Origin of the sequence: Natrinema pellirubrum DSM 15624, from assembly GCF_000230735.2 — an archaeon.
GTDB lineage: Archaea > Halobacteriota > Halobacteria > Halobacteriales > Natrialbaceae > Natrinema > Natrinema pellirubrum.
In genome coordinates, this window is record NC_019962.1 from 3,665,902 (window position 1) to 3,682,833 (window position 16,932).

The window sequence follows — 16,932 nt, forward strand, 5'->3', positions numbered from 1 at the left end:
TTCGTAGACGCCCGGCAGTTGTTCGCATAACTACCGTTCGTCGACGCCTGAGGAGTGTCTCAGCGGGACTATTTTGGAAAGCGTAGTTCTCCGCTCGAGCGGGTGGCAACGGCTCCCCCGTCGGCCGTCAGTGACCGGCCAGTACTGCGACGGCACGGACGAACGATCGACTCGAGCCGAATCGCGACCGGTCGGGTACGAACACTGTTCAACGCGAGTGACACGGACGTTATACCCGCTCGCTCGCTACGTAACGGCGATGGCCACGGACGACGAGGGCACGGACGATCCGATCGATATCCTGCTGGTCGAGCCCAACCCCGGCGACAGCCGGTTGTTCGAGGAGCAGTTCACGGATGCGAAGTTGCTCAACACCATCCACACCGTCTCCGACGGCGACGAGGCCCTTGCGTTTCTCCACCAGCGTGGCGAGTTCGCCGAGGATCCCCGACCCGACATCGTCCTGCTCGAGCCACAACTGCCCGGCAAGAGCGGGATCGAGGTCCTCTCGGAACTACAGAACGACCCCGTGTTGAACGAGATTCCGGTCGTCGTCCTCACGAGTTCCGATGCGGGCGAGCAGGTCGTCCGGTCCCACGGCCTCGAGGCCGACACCTACCTGCAAAAGCCGGTCAAGCCCGAGGAATTCGTCGAGTTCGTCGGGTCGATCGAGGAGTTTTGGTTCGCGATCGTCCAGAAGCCCTCGTAGTCGGCGACCCGCGACTGATACGGTCTGCTGTAACGGTTTCCCGGTGCGACCGCAGGACGGTCGCGGTCACACCGGAAACGACTTCCAGTAGTCCGTATGGCGCCGACCGCAGCCGGCGCGTTTATTTTTTCGGCCGGCGGAATTCGGGGGTGATGCTCGAGACAGTTCGCGACCGTGCCCGCACCTATTTCGATGACGCGTCACCGGCCCACGACTGGCACCATGTCCAGCGAGTCGAGCGGCTGGCCGAGACGCTGTGCGAGCGCCACCCCGACGCCGTCGACGAGCGGGTGGTCCGCCTCGCCGTCTACTGTCACGATGTCGGCCGGACGAAGGAAGACCGCGGCGAGATCGACGACCACGCGCGATGGGGCGCGCGGGAAGCCGAGGGGATCCTGCGCGAGTGCGGGGCCGACGCGGCGACGATCGAGCGGGTCCAACACTGTATTCGGGCTCACCGCTACTCGAACGACCTCGAGCCCGCGACGCTCGAGGCGAAACTCGTCTCGGACGCGGACAACCTCGACGCGCTCGGCGCGGTCGGCATCGCCCGCGTGTTCGCCTACGGCGGCGAGATGGGCGACCCGATCCACGACCCCGCCCAGCCGATCGCGGAAGACGACACCGACGCCGGCGCGACCCAGTACAACCACATCCACAAGAAGATCCTGGACCTGCCAGCGCGGATGTACACCGACGTCGGTCGCGACCTCGCGGCGGAGCGTGTGGCGTTCGTTCGCGAGTACCTCGATCGATTCGATAGCGAGGTCGTCGGCGAGCGATAGGCGGCCGGTCGGCGACCGGACCCGACGGCCCCGAACCCGTCGGAAACCGACGCGATCGGCCGTTTCGGCCCCGGAACCCTTTTACAACTCACTGGCCTATCCGTAGCCAACGATGGGACTGGGCTCCGATATGTACCGACAGCAGATCCTCGACCACTACAAGAACCCGCGTAACTACGGGGAACTCGAGGATCCGACGTACACACACATCGGCGAGAACCCGATGTGTGGCGACGAGATCCGCATGGACATCGACCTCGCCGACGACGGGGAGACGATCGAGCGGGTCGCCTTCCAGGGCGACGGCTGCGCGATCAGTCAGGCCTCCGCCAGCATGCTCTCCGGGGAACTCGTCGGCAAGACCCTCGAGGAACTCCAGGAAATGGATCGCGACGACGTGATCGACATGCTCGGGGTCGAGGTCTCGCCCATGCGAGTCAAATGTGCCGTGCTGGCCGAGAAGGTCGCACAGGACGGCGCGGAGATCTACGAGGGCGAACTCGACGTCGAGAAGACGACGACCGAGGACTAACACCCACCTTTTTTGCGTTCGGGTTCGCTCGCTGCGCTCGCTCACCACTCACGCAAAAAATCTGGACCAAAAAAGAGCCGCTCGCTCACTCGGCGCGGCGCGTAGCGCCGCGCTCTCGTTCGCTCGCGGGTGCGATCGCTGGCCATCACATTTTCCCAGTAACGCCTACCGCACGTCTGCGAAGTAGCGATATCGTCTCGTTTTGCCGGCGACGAGATCGCATCCATCGCTTGAGCGAGTCGCCGCCTCCCGGCTCAGCTTACCGCTGTGGATCGACCTCGGCCAGCGGGTTCGGGACGGTGCCGTGTTCGATCGCGTGGGGCCGCTCGGGGAGGTCGCCGTAGCCCACGCCGACGATCCGGTTGCGGTTCAGCGTCAGCTTCGGGAACGACGGCTCGAGCAGGTCGAACAGGTCGAACCGCTCCTCGAGGTCGGGGAACCGGGCGTGGTAGTCCTCGATGGCGGCCCGGACCCGGCCCCAGAACTCGGTTTCGGGGTAATCGTGATGGCGGGCCAGCAGGTCGGCGAGGTAGCGGTAAACGCCGACGAACAGCCCGTAGACGACGAACAGCCGCAGCTCTTCCGGCGGGACCGACAGCAACACGTCGTCGAGATCCTCGGGCATCCCCTGCAGTTCCTCGAGGGGCGCATCGGCGACGTTGACGTCGTCGACGAAGTCCTTGACGGCCAGCCGGGCGGGCCGGTCGTCCTCGAGGACGAGGATCGTGTTCTCGCCGTGGGGCGAGAACGCGGTTCCGTACCGGTAGAGGTAGTGCAACAGCGGCGGCAGCATCGTCTCGAACAGCTCGTCGAGCCACGCCGACAGCGACAGCTCGGAGCGCTCGACTAACTTCGAGACCACCGGCTCGCCGTCCTCGACGTGAAGGAGTGCAGCGAGGCTCATCGCTCGCTGGTCGTCGTCGATCAGGTCGGTGACGCTCTCACGCCAGACACAGCCCAGCAGTTCGTTGTACTGGTAGGGCGGTGCCTCGAGCGCGTCGAAGGTGGGGTGATCGAAGTTGACGCCGGCGATCTCTCCGGGCAGGACGAGTTCGCACTCGTCGCGCAGGAACGGGTCCGAATCCCGGACATCTTTGACGTACTCGGTGACCAGCGGCGCGGCCTCGGTGCGCTCACCGGGCAGACCGCGCCAGACGAGCGTGTTGACGATCTGCAGCGGGAGCTTCACGTTGTGTTTGGTCGGCTCGTCGGCGTTGACGAAGGTACGGACCGACTGCATCGGCAGGTACTCGTCCGGCCCGGGCCCCAACGGGACGATGTCGTCGGTCGCGAGCTGGCGGCCGAACAGCGGGACGATCGCGTTCTCCCACTGCCAGTCGTGGACCGGCAGGAACAGGTAGTCGTCGGGGTCGAGCCCGCGGTCCGTGAGGTCGTCCCGAAACCGCCCGTAGTAGTCGCCGAGTTCCGCCTCGAGCAGCGCCTCGTGGTCGAGACCCTCGACGCCCACGAACGTGGCGGCCTCGCGGGAGACGGCACACCACGAGAGCCGGATCGGTTCGGACCGTTCGGGCGCGTAGTCGCGGTAGTCGTCGTACCCCCAGCCGATCCGGCCCTTGTTGAACGTGAGCCACGGGTGGCCGGTCATCTCGCCCTCGATCTCGGCGTAGGGCATATCGAGGACCGAGCGCGCCGTCGTCTCGGCGGCGTCAGCGTCGGCCCCGTCGTCGGCATCGATGTGGGCGTCCGCAAGCAGCGTGTTGGTGTACTCGCGGACGAGATGCCCCGCCGTGATCGAGTCCATCTCGATCGTCGGCTCGAGGTCGACGACGAACTGCAGGGGGTCGGCAGCCGGCTCGAACCCGTCGCCGTCGTCGCGCTCGAGGGAGTCGACGCGGACGCTGATCGAGTCCCAGAACCGCTCGATGGCGTCGAAGCGGTATCGGACCCCCTCGAGGTCGGCCTCGTAGGTCGTCCACTCGCCGTCGGGGTCGGCGACCGGCTCCGGCTCGAGGATGTCCTCGTAGGTGAACTCCCGGACGATCTTCGCGAGGAGTTCGCGGCCGGCGTCGTCCCAGCGATCCTCGGTCAGCACCGTCTCGAGCGTGTCGGTTCCGTCGAATCCGTACTCCTGGTCCGTGGTATGTCGTGTGTGTTGCATGGTTACTCCGTATTGAGCGACAGCGATTGGGGGGCGTCGGCACGAACTGACGCGTGGTCGGCGAACTGGTCGACGTCGAAGTCCTGGAAGACGGTGTCCCGGTCGACGGGATAGATCTCGCGCCCGGCGAGCTGTTCGACGATGATCGCGTTCCGGTAACAGCCCAGCCCGAGGTCGGGGGTCCCGACCCCGTGGGCGTGTAGCGGGGCGTTCTGGACGAACACGCGGCCGGCATCGGGGCCGGCGAACGCGCCCTCGAGGCGGTAGTCCTCGGTCACGCGGAACCGGCCCCGGTCGTCGAACGCGATCCGGTCGGCGATCGGCTCGAGGAAGGTCGGCATCGGCCGCTGATACCCCGTCCCGAAGATCACGGCGTCGGTCTCGAGGGCGAACGATCGCTCCTGCTGGCGCTGTTCGCAGGCGAGCCAGTAACTGCCCTCGAGGCGCTCGAGGTCCCGGACCGCGGTCGTCGCGAGCATACCGAACTCGGGGTCGCGGTCGCCGATCGAGCGCTCGTAGAGGGTGTCGTAGATCCGTTCGCTGGTCTCGGGGTCGATCCCCTTGTACAGCAGGTCCTGCTCGGCCAGCAGGTCGTCCTTTCGCGACTGAGGGAGGTCGTAGAAGTACCGCGAGTACTCGGGCGTGAAGTGCTGGAGACCGAGCTTCGAGTACTCCATCGGGTAGAAGCCGTCCGAGCGGGTGAGCCAGTCGAGTCGGTAGCCGTGATCGGGCTGGCGCTCGAGTAGGTCCAGTACGACCTCGGCGGCGCTCTGTCCCGAGCCGACGACGGTGATCGCGTCGCGCTCGAGGGCCTCATCGCGGCGCTCGAGGTAGTCGGCGGTGTGAAACAGGGGAGCCTCCCCGTCGGCGTGGTCGCGGGCGAACGCCGGTAGGGCGGGCCGGGAGCCGACGCCCATGACGAGGTCGTCGGCCCGGTAGCGGTAGCGCCGGCCCGTCTCCGGGGACCGGGCCTCGACGACGAAGGTCCCGCCGTCGCCGGGGTCGGCACCGTCCGAGTCCGGCTCCGTTCCCCCCGAGTCGCCGTCGGGGTCGTACGCGACGCTCGTGACCTCGCGGTCGAACGCCGTCGTCGGAAGCCGGTCGGCGACCCACCGCAGGTAATCGTCGTACTCCCGGCGAGGGATCTGGAACGTCTCGTAGAAGTAAAACTCGTAGAGACGGTCCCGTTCCCGGGCGTAATTGAGGAAGCTGTGGGGGCTGGTGGGGTCGGCCATCGTCACCAGATCGGCGAGGAACGGGACCTCGAGGGTGGCCCCCTCGATCAGCATCCCCTCGTGCCAGGCGAACTCGGTGTCGCGCTCGAGGAAGACCGCCTCGAGATCGGCGTCCGCGCCATCGAGCAGCGCCGCGAGCCCGAGGTTGAACGGACCGAGACCGACGCCGAGGACGTCGTAGTGACCCCGATCGACGACTGGTTCGTCGGCGTCGTCGGCATTGCCTTCAGTCATCGTCGCCCACCTCGGTCGGCGACACAGCGGCCCCGTGGGCGGTCGGCGGCCAGACCTCTCGTTCGAACCGTTCGCGGGTGCAGACGACGAGGTTAGCCGTCTTCTCCTCTTCGGGGAACTCGAACTGTCGCCGGAACTCGAAGCCACACTGCTGGGCGACCGTCAACACGGCGTCGTTGCGGGCGTCGGGTTCGCCGACGACCCGGTCGGTCTCGGGGTGGCTGAACTGGAAGGCCGTCATCGCCCGGAGCAACGGGATCGCGACCCCCTCGCCGACGTACTCGGGCGGACCGAGCAGGAGGTGAATCCCCTGGTCGGCCGGCTCGGCGTCGTAGTACGCCGCGAGGTCGTCATCGGCGACCCAGTAGCGCTCCCAGTAGCTCATCGGGACGTGGTCCAGACAGCCGACGTACAGGGTCTGGTGGTCGTCCGCGAGCTTCTCCCGGAGCGTCTCGCGGAACTCGGGCAGCGGCTCGTCGAGGTCCCAGGAGGGCTTGACGTGATCCGAACCCAGCCACGCGTGCAGGCGACCGAGGTCGCGCTCGAGGTCGACCGGCCGGAAGCCGATGTGTCGGTCGATGGTCCGGTCGTAGTACTCGAAGTCGTACTCGGCGACGGCGGTGGCGTGGGGGCCACGGTCCGGCGTCCGGGCCGTCATCGGTTCACCTCCGGCCCCGACGACTGCCCCGTACTGGTACCGGCCGCGTCCCCGGCGTCGACCAGCGGGTTCCGCACCTCGGCGTAGACCGACTGCTCGTCCAGCGACGGCGCGTCGAGTTCGTCCAGTCCGCGAAACCGCGTCAGCAGGTTCGCCTTGCGGGGGACGGTCTCGGACTCGAGCAGCGGGTCGAGGATCGACGTTCCGGGCCGGTCGAACTCCCGGAGCGATTCGAGTTCCTTGCGGAGGATCGCGAGCAACCGTTCCTCCGCGACCAGCCCCGCGGTCCCGAAGGCGTTGATCACGCCCAGCGCGTTGTTCAACACGACGTAGTAACGGATCCGCTCGTCGGCGACCGCGTCGGGACAAATCGAGTTCGCCCGCTCGCCGATCCCCGGACAGACCGCCTCGAGCCGGTCGTAGGCGCTCTCCGGGAAGTAATAGCCCTGATTGTCCCGGTAGCGGAACTCGTCGGGATACCCCGCCTCGTCGAGCGTCAGGACACTGTTTTGCTGGTGGGCCTCGAGGCCGATCCCCCGCTCGAGGTAGAGCCACAACAGCGGCCGCACCGAGATCGCCAGGTAGCGCCGGAACCACTCCTCGCTGACGGCGGCGGGGTCGCGGCCCTCGCGCTCGGCGATCGAGGCGATGATCCGGCCCAGCCGCGAGCGGCCGTCACCGATGGCGTCCTGACAGAGCGCGACGACGGGCGTCGCCTGCCGGGCGTCCTCGCCCCGGAAGGGATTCTCCCGGAGGACGACCTCGAAGCCGGACTCGTCGCCGTCGGTCGCCAGCGCGTCTGGATCGACGGTGAGGTAGGCCGGATCGCGGATCACGTCGAAGTCGGGGAACCGGTCGCGCAGGTTATCGCCGAGTTCGGTCGCCAGCAGGGTCGAAATCGCGACCCCGCGCTCGAGTTCCGGCCGCTTGTTCGTTCGCAGGGAGTTGGTGATCTCGACGGCCAGCGACCCCTTGACCATGAACGGCGAGTCGGGGGCATACAGCGTCCGGACCGACGTCGTCGGGTAAAACTCCCGTCCCAGCGGACCAATGGACTCGAGTTTCCCCGCCGCGACGAGATCCTGCACGTCGGGGCGCTCGAGCAGCCGTTCGGCCTGCCAGGGGTGGACGGGCAGGAGGACGTCGTCGGCCCCCAGATACCCCTCGAGGACCGACTCGTCGACGGCCGGATCGGCCCGGAGCGCCTCGCGGACCCAGCCGGCGGCCGACCCCTCGCGAGCGGACTCGCTCTCGACGATATCGGCGTCCGCGCGGACGTAGTGCAGGCGGAACGAGCCCTCGAGTTCCGGGGCGTAGCGTTCGGCGTCGTTGCCCATCCCCCGACGGCTCTTGGGCGTCGGGTGCTGGAGGTGGCCGAAGACCAGCGACTGCTCGGCCTCGCGGAAGGTGAAGTCCGTCCCGTAGAGGGCGTCGCCGTCGTCGGCGCGGGCCTCGACGTACCGCTCGACGTTTCGACAGGAGCGGACGACCCGCTCGAGGAGGTCGTCGCGGTTGGGGTCCGCGCCGCGGGCGAGTTCGAGTTCCTTCGTCGCGAGCGTCGCGAGCGTCGCATAGTCCAACGGCTGGGGCTCGCCGTCGCCGGCCCGGAAAGCGGCCGGCAGATCGAACAGGTGACGGCCCGTCGGGGACCGGTACCTGACCGGAACGAAGAGGTCGATCCCCTGGTTCGGAAGCGAACACCGCAGGACGAGCCCGCTCTCGGGCCGGCGGTCGATCGGCGTCTCGGCCGCGGGAACGAACTCGCCGGCACCGGTCTCGAGGCAGTAGCAGTTCAGGAAGCTATGCACCGTCGCGTCGCGTGCGACTCGCGTCGCGTCGACGCCGTCGTCGGACGTACTCGTCCGTGTCGTGGGTCGTACTGTCATGTGGAATCGGTCTCCGCTTCGAGTGCCTCGCCGCGGTCGACGACCGCCGCGAGGACAGCTTGGAGGTCGGAAAGCGTCGTTTTCGGGTTCAACAGGGTGAGTTTCAGCGCGGCGGTACCGTCGACTTCGGTCCGCGCGAGGATGGCCTCGCCGTCGGCGAACAGTTCGTCGCGGATCCCGCGGTTGAGCCGATCGAGCGCGGGCCGAGACGCGGAACCGGGCCGGTCGTCCGACTCGCCCGCTCGAGCGCCGCGATCCGAGGGCCGATACCGAAAGACCACCGCGCTGAGTTCGGGGTCACAACACAGCTCCAGCGCCGGCTCGGCCCGGATCTCGTCAGCGACGGCGTCGGCCAGCTCGCAGACGTACTCGACGCAGTCGGCCACGCCGGCCCGGCCCAGCGCGTTGAACGTCACGAACGGCTTCAGCGCGTCGAACCGACGGGTCGTCCGCGGCGATTTCGAGACGAGATTCGGCACCCCCGCCGCGTCGTCGCGCTCGGGGTTGAGATAGGCCGCGTTGCGCTCGAGGAACCGATAGCGGTCGCCGTCGCGCAACAGGAAAGCCCCACAGCTGATGGGCTGGTAGAACAGCTTGTGGAAGTCGACCGCGATCGAGTCGGCGCGATCGATCCCCGCGAGTTTGGGTCGCAGCGAGTCGCTGATCGCACAGGCCCCGCCGTAGGCGGCGTCGACGTGCAGCCACAGGTCGTGTTCCGCGGCCCGGTCGGCCAGCGGCGCGAGCGGATCGATGCTCCCGAAGTCGGTCGTGCCCGCGGTGGCGACGATCGCGAAGGGGCGGCGGCCGTCGGCTGCGAGGGCCTCAAGGGTCTCGTCCAGCGCCGCGAGGTTCATCCGGCGGTCGTCGTCGGTCGGCACCGTGACGACCGCGTCCTCGCCGAGCCCGAGGTGGTGGGCGGCCTGGTCGGCGGTGAAGTGGGCGGCGTCCGAACAGAGGAGCCGGAGGTCGGCCGCCTCCGGCGGGAGCCCGGCCGACTGGACGTCGCGGTCGAACCGCGTCTGGCAGTACCAGTCCCGGGCCAACAAGAGCCCGAGGAGGTTCGATTCCGTGCCGCCGCCGGTGAAGACGCCGTCGGCATCGGCCGGATAGTCGAACAGGTCACAGCAGGCGTCGACGACCCGTTCCTCCAGGACGGAGGCGGCGGGAGCCTGATCGAACGAGTCCAGCGACTGATTGGTTCCCGAGAGCAACAGCTCGGCGGCCAGCGCCGGGATCGCCGGCGGACAGTGCAGATGTGCGACGCAGTCGGGATCGTGGACCCGGACCGAGTCGGTGAGGACCTCCTCCGCGACCGTCTCGAGGACGGCCGCAAGCGAATCGCCCGTCTCGGGAACGACGGTCAGTTCGTCGATCCGCGCACGGAGCGTCTCGTGGTCGGTTCCGGCGTAGGGGCCATCGACCGTCGCGAACGACTCGAGGAGGCAGTCGCGGGCCCGATCGATCGCCGCCGCGTACGCGGCGTTGCCGTCCGGATCGCCGAGGAAGGCGCTGGCCGTATCCGGCGGCGTCGGCCCGTCGGTCGCCGCGCGGTGCCGTCCGGTGAGGTCGCCGCCGGTCATGCCGGAGCCTCCGCGCGATCCTGTCGGGCCGTGAGGGCCGCGCGAACGCTCTCGTGGACGATCTCGGCGACCGTATCGATCCGTGAGGGCGAGATCGTCAGCGGGGGAAGGAACCGGACGACGCTGCCGTCCCGACCGCCGGTCTCGACGACGAGCCCGCGATCGAACGCCGCCGACTGGACGGCCGATGCGAGGTCACCGTCGGCGGGATAGTGACCGAGCGAGTCCGGTTCGCCGTCGGGATCGACGAGTTCCATGCCGAGCATGAGGCCGCGCCCGCGGACATCCCCGACCGCCTCGAACGTCGCCGCGGTCTCCTCGAGGCGGTCCCGTAGCCGATCGCCCATCGCCGCGGCGTGGTCCTCGAGGTCGTTCTCGAGGACGTACTCGATGGTCGCCGCGCCGGCGGCCATGCCGAGCTGATTGCCGCGGAACGTGCCGGCGTGCGCTCCGGGCTCCCAGACGTCCAGTGACTCGTCGTAGACGACGACCGACAGCGGGAGTCCGCCGCCGACGGCCTTCGAGAGCGTCATCACGTCCGGGACGACGTCGGCGTATTCGATCCCGTATAGTTCGCCGGTTCGCCCGAGCCCGGTCTGGATCTCGTCGACGATCAGCGGCACGTCGCGTTCGCGGGTGATCCGGCGCATCTCGCGGAGCCAGTCGGCAGGGGCCGGCACCGCGCCGCCCTCCCCCTGTACCGGCTCGAGGATCATACCGGCGGGGTCGACGACCCCGCTATCGGGGTTCGAGAGGGTTCGCTCGACGTACTCGGCGCTCGTCCGCCAGCAGGCCTCGCCGCCGAGCCCGAACGGACACCGATAGGCGTAGGGATAGGGCAGGTGCTGGACGTTCGGCATCAATCCCGGCACGTCCTCCTTGGCCGCCGTATCGCCCATCAGTCCGAGCGCGCCGTGGGTCATCCCGTGGTAGCCGCCCTGAAAGGCCAGCATCGACCGGTTCCCCGTCGCCGTCTTGACGAGTTTCAGCGCGGCTTCGACGGCGTCGGTGCCGGCCGGACTGCAGAACTGCACCTTCGCCGTTTCGGCGAACTCGTCGGGGAGGCTCTCGAGCAGTCGATCGACGAACCGCTCTTTGACCGGCGTCGTCAGATCGAGCGTGTGGATCGCACGTCCCCGCTCGAGCAGTTCCTCCATCCGTTCGACGACTGCGGGGTGGTTGTGGCCGAGCGCGAGCGTCCCCGCGCCTGCCAGACAGTCGATGTACTCGTTGCCGTCAACGTCCTCGAGGATCGCCCCGTCGGCGCGTTCGATCGCCAGCGGCAGCGATCGGGGGTAGGTCCGCGCGTTCGATTCGCGCCGGGCCTGTTGTGCGAGGAGCTGCTCGGCCGACGAACCGCCGTCGGTCACGGTCGCTCACCGCCGGCCGGCGACCGATCTTCGAGTCGGGTCGGTAGTAGTCGTCGCGTCGTCATGCAGGTTTTAGGCCAGCCTAAATATTGAAAAGCGTGTCGGTTTTAGGCCAACCTAAAGCTTATACATGAGGTGCTGAAAGAAAGCAAAACGGCGTGGAGCGGAGCTAAGCGGCGATCACAGCGGACGAACCGACCCCCCGAAGCGGCCAGTGATCGGGCCCGAACTGCGGAATCAGCGGCCAGCAGCCGGTCGCCGGATCGACCGGTAGCAGGCGGTAACTACCGCTACCCGGCCGGGTTCAGGATCGGACCGTCCCGACACCGACCCGCGAAACAGGGCGGGTTAATTTAAGTGTCCGTCGTACTGAGGGATCGGTTCGGACGCCGCGGTCCATCGTCGGCCCCGGATCGAAGGGCGACAGAGAGCCGGCGACGGGTCCAGTACCGGCCCGTCGTCGACCCGGCCGACGCGACCGTTGCCACCGGTGACGGCGACCGTCTCGGTCATGGTCGCGCTTCGACGCGAGCGCGTAAAAGCGGCCGCCGCGTCAGTGACGGGGCGGTAGAAGGAAGTGTCGCTCGATTACTCGGGCTTCAGGCCGCCGTCCTGGACGCGCATGACGGCCTCGCCGTCGGCGAGGTTCGGCGCGTCGACCAGTTTGACGATCCGCTTGTCGCCCTTGGACTTGCGCAGGTAGATCCGGAAGGTAGACTTGTGGCCGAGGATGTTGCCACCGATCGGTTGGGTCGGGTCGCCGAAGAACGAGTCGGGGTTCGAGGCGACCTGATTGGTGACGATGACGGCGGTGTTGTAGAGGTTCCCGACCTTGTCGAGGTCGTGGAGGTGCTTGTTGAGTTTCTGCTGTCGGTCGGCGAGTTCGCCACGGCCGACGTACTCCGCGCGGAAGTGGGCGGTCAGCGAGTCCACACAGAGGAGACGAACCGGATACTCGCTGTCCTCGTGTTCGCTCGCGAGTTCCTTGGCCTTCTCGGCCAGCAGCATCTGGTGGTTGGAGTTGAACGCCTTCGCGACGTGGATCTTCTCGAGGACGTCCTCGACGAGTGCGTCGACTGCGTCCTCGTCGTCGGCCGAGCCCTCGATCTCGCGGTCCTCGAGGGTCGCGTTGATGGCCTCGTCGGACAGGCCCCGAACCATGTCGTCGATCCGCTCGGGCCGGAAGGTGTCCTCGCTGTCCACGAAGATGGCGCTGCCGTGGAGCCCGCCGACTTCCTGGGGAAGCTGGACGTTGACGGCCATCTGGTGGGTGACCTGGGACTTGCCGGCCCCGAACTCGCCGTAGACTTCGGTGATCGACTGGGTCTCGATCCCGCCGCCGAGCAGGTCGTCGACCTCGTCGATGTGCCAGCGTAGCTTGCCGATTTCGTTTCGCCGCTCCAGTACCGTCGAACCGGTCTCGAAGCCGCCGACGTCGGCGGCGTCACGGGCGGCGTTGACGATGTCCGCGGCGGTGGACTCGCCGACGTCGGCCGTGTTCGACAGCTCCGACGGCGAGGCGACGGCGAGACTCTGGAAGGAGTCGAAACCTGCATCGTGGAGTTTGTCTGCGGTCGCGGGTCCGACACCGGGGAGTTCCTCGAGATCTGCTTCGGGCATACTCCTCCGTTGTGCCGGACCCCCCATAAACCCTCGTTTACAGGGGAGTGAAAGTGAAAGTGCAGGCGGGCAACGGGGTAGTCGGAACTGGAGGCCGTGGGTTTAGAACGAAAGACGCGCCTCTCCGGGACCGGCGAGCGACGGTCAGCGCCGCGGTTCGTCGCCCCACTCGAGGCAGTGGAGGCGCTCGTCCTCGCAGCCGACGAACAGCCGGCCGTCGCCGATCGCGGGCGTGCCGATCACGCCGTCCTCGAGGGCGACGTGCCACGCGAGGTCGCAGTCGTCGGCGACGTCGATCCCGTATACCGAGCCGCTGGCGTCGCCGACGCAAACGACATCGCCGGCGACGACCGGGCACGACCGGATCGAGCCGTCGAGTTCGATCCCCTTCCGGGAGAAGAGCCAGCCCCGCAGTTTCCGCCGGCCGACGGTGGTGTCGGTGACGTGGCAGTAGCCGTCCGCAGCCCCGACGAAGGTGGTCTCGGCGGCCGGGAGGACGGTCGCGGACGTGGTGAAGGCGTCGCGGATCTCGTAGGTGAACCACGACTGGCCGGTACCGGCGTCCATCGCGACCATCGTTCCCTCGTCGTCGGCGACGTAGACGCGACCGTCGGCGACGGTCGGGCCGGCCTCGAGCGCGCCGTCGGCCGGCGCGGTCCAGACTTCCTCGCCCGTCTCAGCTTCGAGGGCGACGACGGCCCCGTACTCGGTTCCGGCGAAGAGGCGATCACCGGTCCACTCTCCGTTGGTGTCGGCGGGTCGGTCCGTCTCGAGCGGGCGCGGATCAGTCCCGGCGAGGGGGTCCGCGTCCGACGGTTCGTCCCGCTCGAGGGCCGAACGACGACGCCGTCCCTCCCGACCGTCGGCGACCGCCGGCGCGCCGACGACGCCCGACTCGGTCTCGTGGCGCCATAGTTCGGTCCCCGTCTCGGGCTCGAGCGCGGTCACTCCGTCCGCGTGGCCGACGTAGAGTCGGCCGTCGGAGAGCGCAAGCGCGGCCTCGAGGCCGTCCACGAGGTCGACTTCCCACTCCACCTCGCCCCGGCCGGGGTCGAGCGCACGAACCGTCCCGTCGGCGGTCCCCAGAAACAGTCGGTCGCGGGTCACAAGCGGCGCGGTGTCGGTCGCGGCCGTCGTCTCGGCAACCCACCGGCGACGGCCGGTCGCCCGCTCGAGGGCATAGCAGTTCCCCCGTGCCGTGCCGACGTAGACGGTGTCGCGGTCACAGACCGGCGACCCCGGCGGGCCGGCGAGATCGACCGTCCAGCCCTCGGTTACGCGGGTGGGGCCGTCGATCTCGCGCCGACACCCGGAGTTGTGCGGATCGCCCTTGAACTGGTTCCACTCGGTCACTGTCCCCGGCTACCGAGCGAACCGTCATAACAGTGGGTGGAGCCGCTGCCGTCGCTCGTCGAACGGAGCGGGCGGCAGGAAAAGGGGCAACTGGTGTATGGCGCAGTTGTGATGATGATGATGTGGCTTCCTGCCGCGTACGTCTTCCTATACGGGGAGCGGGCATACGGCTGACTCCTACACGATTTGGGAGTCGGCCGGTCCGCGAGGGACCCCCCGACGACGTGATCGCCTCGTCGGGCAACGGCGGATTCGACCGGTTCGAAAACGGCGCTACTCCCAGGGGTGGGTTCCGCCCTCGCTGGGCCAGAGCGGGTACCAGTAGTCCTTCTCGCGCTCGATCTCGAGTTCGCCGTCTAAGGTCGACTCGAGAGTGAACTCCGCGCTCGAGTCACGTTCCCGGCCCGACCGGGGGACGAAGGGGTAGAACCGCCCCCGGCGGAAGGAGTAGATCCAGTAGGCGGGATCGCCCGCTCCGGCGGTTCCACCGCCTCCGTCTCGATGCCGCTTCGCGGCATCGCCCTTCTCGTACGCGAAGACGGCCGCCAGCAGCCGCGAGCCGTAGCCGTGTTCGATGAACGTGTCCGCCGCGAAGTGCATGCTCGTGATCAGGTCCTCGGGGTCGTCGTCCGCGAGGACGACCCAGTGATAGCCGTGGTCGTCACTGGTGACCGAGAAGGCTGTGCCGGTCTCCTCGCGGCCGGCCTCGAGGATCGCCTCGACCTCGTCGACGGCGTCGCGGAAGGCCGCCGAGTCGACGCCGGAGAAACAGAGCGCGCCGACGTCGAGCGACTCGTAGCCCAGATCGGCCTGCATCGTGAGGTAGGCGGTACTCATCCCGAAGAGGTCGTCGGGGTCGGCGTCACGGCCGGCGTCGGCCTCGGCCCGGGAGCCGAGGATAGCCCGCAGCCCGTCCAGCAGTCCCATACCTCGAGTGACGGGCGCCGTACCTTAGAACGATTGCATTTCGCGCTCGAGATCGCGGAGCTGTTCGACGCGCTTCTCGGTCGGCGGATGCGTCGCGAACAGGCGGCCGACGACGCCGGACTTGATCGGGATGATGAAGAAGGCGTTCATCTCTGCCTCCTCGCGCAGGTCGTCCTTGGGAACCTTGTCCATCTCGCCGGAGATCTTCAACAGGGCGGAGGCGAGCGCCGAGGGGTTGCCGGTGATGGCCGCGGCACCGCGGTCGGCGGCGTACTCGCGGTACCGGGAGAGCGCCCGGATCAGCAGGTAGCTGATGATCCAGACCAGCAACGAGACGAGGATGGCGACGACGATACCGCCCCCACCCTGCCGATCGCCCCCGCGTCTGTGGCCACCGCCGAAGAACGCCCCCCAGCGAACCATCATGAACGCGATCGTCGAGAGGAAGGAGGCGATAGTCATCACCATCATGTCGCGGTTTTTGACGTGGGCGAGTTCGTGGGCGAGGACGCCGTCGAGTTCGTCCTGCTCGAGCGTGTCCATGATCCCGGTCGTTACACAGACGGCGGCGTTTTTCTGATTGCGGCCGGTCGCGAAGGCGTTGGGCGTGTTCGAATCGACCACCGCGACCTTCGGTTTCGGGAGGTCGGCCTGCTGGGAGAGGCGTTCGATCGAGGCGTGCAGTTGCGGGTACTCGTCGGCCGAGACCGTCTTCGCGCCCATGCTCCGCAGGGTCAGCGTGTCGCTGAAGTAGTACTGTACGAGCGAGAAGCCGCCGAAGAACAGCCCGAAAACCAGCAGTCCGCCGCCGACGTAGGCGGTGATCACGGCCGCGAAGACGATATACAGCGCAAATAGCAGAAACATCGTCACGAACATCCGAAGTCGCAATCCCCAGTCCGCCTGCCAGTTCATGCCTAGAGCAACGGGCTGGGCCGAAATAAGTACCTTGACCATCGGGCCGAGAAACGCGCCGGCACGTCGAGGAGTGGAGCCGTCGGACCAGTCCGTGAAAACGTATATTTTGGTCGACGCGTTTCGACGAAACAGCAATGCCCTCCCCACAGTCGGTATGCCTCGAGGAGTGTACGTGGACGGAAGTCGAAACGGCGCTCGAGAACGGAACACGGACGGCGATCGTCGCGGTCGGGTCGATCGAGCAACACGGACCGCACCTGCCGCTGAACATGGACACGCTCGATGGCGACGAACTCGCACGCCGAATCGCCGCGGAACTCGGCGACGCGCTGGCTGCCCCGACGATCCGCCCCGGCTGCTCGGGCCACCACATGGCGTTTCCGGGGACGATCACGATGCCGCCGGAGACGCTGATGGACGTGATCCGCGCCTACTGTCGCTCGCTGGACGATCACGGGTTCGACCACGTCGTCCTCGTCCCGACCCACGGCGGGAACTTCGCGCCGGTCTCGACGGTCGCACCCGAAATCGCTCGCGAGATCGATGCCTCCGTGATCGCCCTCGCGGACCTCGACGATCACATGGAACTGCTGAACGAGGGCCTTCGAGAGGCCGGCCTCGAATATCAACAGGATGTTATCCACGCCGGTGCCGCCGAGACGGCTATGATCCTCGCGATCAAGGAGGGGCTCGTCCGGACGGACCGCCTCGAGACGGGACCGGAGGGATCGTTCTCAACGGCGCGACTGCTCAGCGAGGGGTTCGAATCGATCACGGAGAACGGCGTGCTGGGAGATCCCAGCGAGGCCACGGCCGACGCCGGCGAGGCGATTTTCGACGCCGTCACCGACGCATACGTCGAGCGTATCGAAGCCGAGCGCGACGCCGTAAGCGACGGGACGCAGTGACCGGCGACGGCTCCGCGTCGTGCCCGCCGGCGGTATTGTAATCGCAGTTGATACGTCACGAGCCGGTCGATCGAACCCCTTCGTTTCGCATGGAGACC

15 protein-coding genes are annotated in these 16,932 nt (G+C 67.7%); 4 read left to right on the forward strand and 11 right to left on the reverse strand.

Features of this window, described 5'->3' with window-relative positions; genetic code table 11:
- The first annotated feature begins 259 nt into the window (after positions 1–259).
- From NATPE_RS17800 to sufU, 3 genes are all read left to right on the forward strand, one after another.
- Positions 260–709 (forward strand): response regulator, encoded by a 450-nt coding sequence (locus NATPE_RS17800; RefSeq protein WP_015299260.1) that lies wholly within the window; start codon positions 260–262, stop codon positions 707–709.
- Positions 710–861: 152 nt separating this feature from the next.
- Complete coding sequence (locus NATPE_RS17805; RefSeq protein ID WP_006182983.1) at positions 862–1,494, forward strand: HD domain-containing protein; 633 nt, start codon at positions 862–864, stop codon at positions 1,492–1,494.
- Between the two features lie 112 nt (positions 1,495–1,606).
- Complete coding sequence (gene sufU / locus NATPE_RS17810; RefSeq protein WP_006182984.1) at positions 1,607–2,026, forward strand: Fe-S cluster assembly sulfur transfer protein SufU; 420 nt, start codon at positions 1,607–1,609, stop codon at positions 2,024–2,026.
- Positions 2,027–2,285: 259 nt separating this feature from the next.
- On the opposite strand, the gene NATPE_RS17815 is transcribed toward sufU, so the two are convergent.
- From NATPE_RS17815 to htpX, 11 genes are all read right to left on the reverse strand, one after another.
- Positions 2,286–4,145 carry an IucA/IucC family protein gene (locus tag NATPE_RS17815; protein WP_006182985.1) on the reverse strand — a complete coding sequence of 620 codons (1,860 nt, stop codon included), beginning with the start codon at positions 4,143–4,145 and terminating at the stop codon, positions 2,286–2,288.
- A gap of 2 nt (positions 4,146–4,147) precedes the next feature.
- A complete protein-coding gene (locus NATPE_RS17820) occupies positions 4,148–5,614 on the reverse strand; it encodes a lysine N(6)-hydroxylase/L-ornithine N(5)-oxygenase family protein (protein WP_015299261.1) in 1,467 nt (488 codons plus the stop codon).
- Positions 5,607–6,272 carry a GNAT family N-acetyltransferase gene (locus NATPE_RS17825; protein WP_006182987.1) on the reverse strand — a complete coding sequence of 222 codons (666 nt, stop codon included), beginning with the start codon at positions 6,270–6,272 and terminating at the stop codon, positions 5,607–5,609. Before NATPE_RS17825 ends, NATPE_RS17820 begins: the two co-directional genes overlap by 8 nt.
- Positions 6,269–8,158: an IucA/IucC family protein gene (locus NATPE_RS17830; RefSeq protein WP_006182988.1), complete on the reverse strand. Its 1,890-nt coding sequence runs from the start codon at positions 8,156–8,158 to the stop codon at positions 6,269–6,271. The genes NATPE_RS17825 and NATPE_RS17830 overlap by 4 nt, the downstream gene beginning before the upstream one ends.
- Positions 8,155–9,738: a pyridoxal phosphate-dependent decarboxylase family protein gene (locus tag NATPE_RS17835; RefSeq protein WP_006182989.1), complete on the reverse strand. Its 1,584-nt coding sequence runs from the start codon at positions 9,736–9,738 to the stop codon at positions 8,155–8,157. The genes NATPE_RS17830 and NATPE_RS17835 overlap by 4 nt, the downstream gene beginning before the upstream one ends.
- Positions 9,735–11,108 (reverse strand): diaminobutyrate--2-oxoglutarate transaminase, encoded by a 1,374-nt coding sequence (locus NATPE_RS17840; protein WP_006182990.1) that lies wholly within the window; start codon positions 11,106–11,108, stop codon positions 9,735–9,737. Before NATPE_RS17840 ends, NATPE_RS17835 begins: the two co-directional genes overlap by 4 nt.
- Before the next feature lie 348 nt (positions 11,109–11,456).
- Positions 11,457–11,621 carry a hypothetical protein gene (locus NATPE_RS22420; RefSeq protein ID WP_157557363.1) on the reverse strand — a complete coding sequence of 55 codons (165 nt, stop codon included), beginning with the start codon at positions 11,619–11,621 and terminating at the stop codon, positions 11,457–11,459.
- A gap of 75 nt (positions 11,622–11,696) precedes the next feature.
- A complete protein-coding gene (gene radA / locus NATPE_RS17845; protein WP_006182991.1) occupies positions 11,697–12,728 on the reverse strand; it encodes a DNA repair and recombination protein RadA in 1,032 nt (343 codons plus the stop codon).
- A 144-nt stretch (positions 12,729–12,872) separates the two neighbouring features.
- Positions 12,873–14,081, reverse strand: a complete 1,209-nt coding sequence (locus NATPE_RS17850) for an outer membrane protein assembly factor BamB family protein (protein WP_006182992.1) — start codon at positions 14,079–14,081, stop codon at positions 12,873–12,875.
- Positions 14,082–14,354: 273 nt separating this feature from the next.
- Positions 14,355–15,008, reverse strand: a complete 654-nt coding sequence (gene pspAB, locus NATPE_RS17855; RefSeq protein ID WP_006182993.1) for a PspA-associated protein PspAB — start codon at positions 15,006–15,008, stop codon at positions 14,355–14,357.
- Positions 15,009–15,032: 24 nt separating this feature from the next.
- Positions 15,033–15,923 (reverse strand): zinc metalloprotease HtpX, encoded by an 891-nt coding sequence (gene htpX / locus NATPE_RS17860; protein WP_006182994.1) that lies wholly within the window; start codon positions 15,921–15,923, stop codon positions 15,033–15,035.
- 137 nt (positions 15,924–16,060) lie between these two features.
- On the opposite strand from htpX, the gene NATPE_RS17865 reads away from it, so the two are divergent.
- Positions 16,061–16,834, forward strand: a complete 774-nt coding sequence (locus NATPE_RS17865; protein WP_006182995.1) for a creatininase family protein — start codon at positions 16,061–16,063, stop codon at positions 16,832–16,834.
- Positions 16,835–16,932 lie beyond the last annotated feature (98 nt).

Bases quoted from the DNA above. Each gene is read 5' to 3' on its own strand.
- NATPE_RS17835 (WP_006182989.1), bottom strand. From the start codon at position 9,738: ATGACCGGCGGCGACCTCACCGGACGGCACCGCGCGGCGACCGACGGG.
- htpX (WP_006182994.1), bottom strand. From the start codon at position 15,923: ATGAACTGGCAGGCGGACTGGGGATTGCGACTTCGGATGTTCGTGACG.
- NATPE_RS17820 (WP_015299261.1), bottom strand. From the start codon at position 5,614: ATGACTGAAGGCAATGCCGACGACGCCGACGAACCAGTCGTCGATCGG.
- sufU (WP_006182984.1), top strand. From the start codon at position 1,607: ATGGGACTGGGCTCCGATATGTACCGACAGCAGATCCTCGACCACTAC.
- NATPE_RS17830 (WP_006182988.1), bottom strand. From the start codon at position 8,158: ATGACAGTACGACCCACGACACGGACGAGTACGTCCGACGACGGCGTC.
- radA (WP_006182991.1), bottom strand. From the start codon at position 12,728: ATGCCCGAAGCAGATCTCGAGGAACTCCCCGGTGTCGGACCCGCGACC.
- NATPE_RS17800 (WP_015299260.1), top strand. From the start codon at position 260: ATGGCCACGGACGACGAGGGCACGGACGATCCGATCGATATCCTGCTG.
- NATPE_RS17815 (WP_006182985.1), bottom strand. From the start codon at position 4,145: ATGCAACACACACGACATACCACGGACCAGGAGTACGGATTCGACGGA.
- NATPE_RS22420 (WP_157557363.1), bottom strand. From the start codon at position 11,621: ATGACCGAGACGGTCGCCGTCACCGGTGGCAACGGTCGCGTCGGCCGG.
- NATPE_RS17805 (WP_006182983.1), top strand. From the start codon at position 862: ATGCTCGAGACAGTTCGCGACCGTGCCCGCACCTATTTCGATGACGCG.
- NATPE_RS17825 (WP_006182987.1), bottom strand. From the start codon at position 6,272: ATGACGGCCCGGACGCCGGACCGTGGCCCCCACGCCACCGCCGTCGCC.
- NATPE_RS17865 (WP_006182995.1), top strand. From the start codon at position 16,061: ATGCCCTCCCCACAGTCGGTATGCCTCGAGGAGTGTACGTGGACGGAA.
- pspAB (WP_006182993.1), bottom strand. From the start codon at position 15,008: ATGGGACTGCTGGACGGGCTGCGGGCTATCCTCGGCTCCCGGGCCGAG.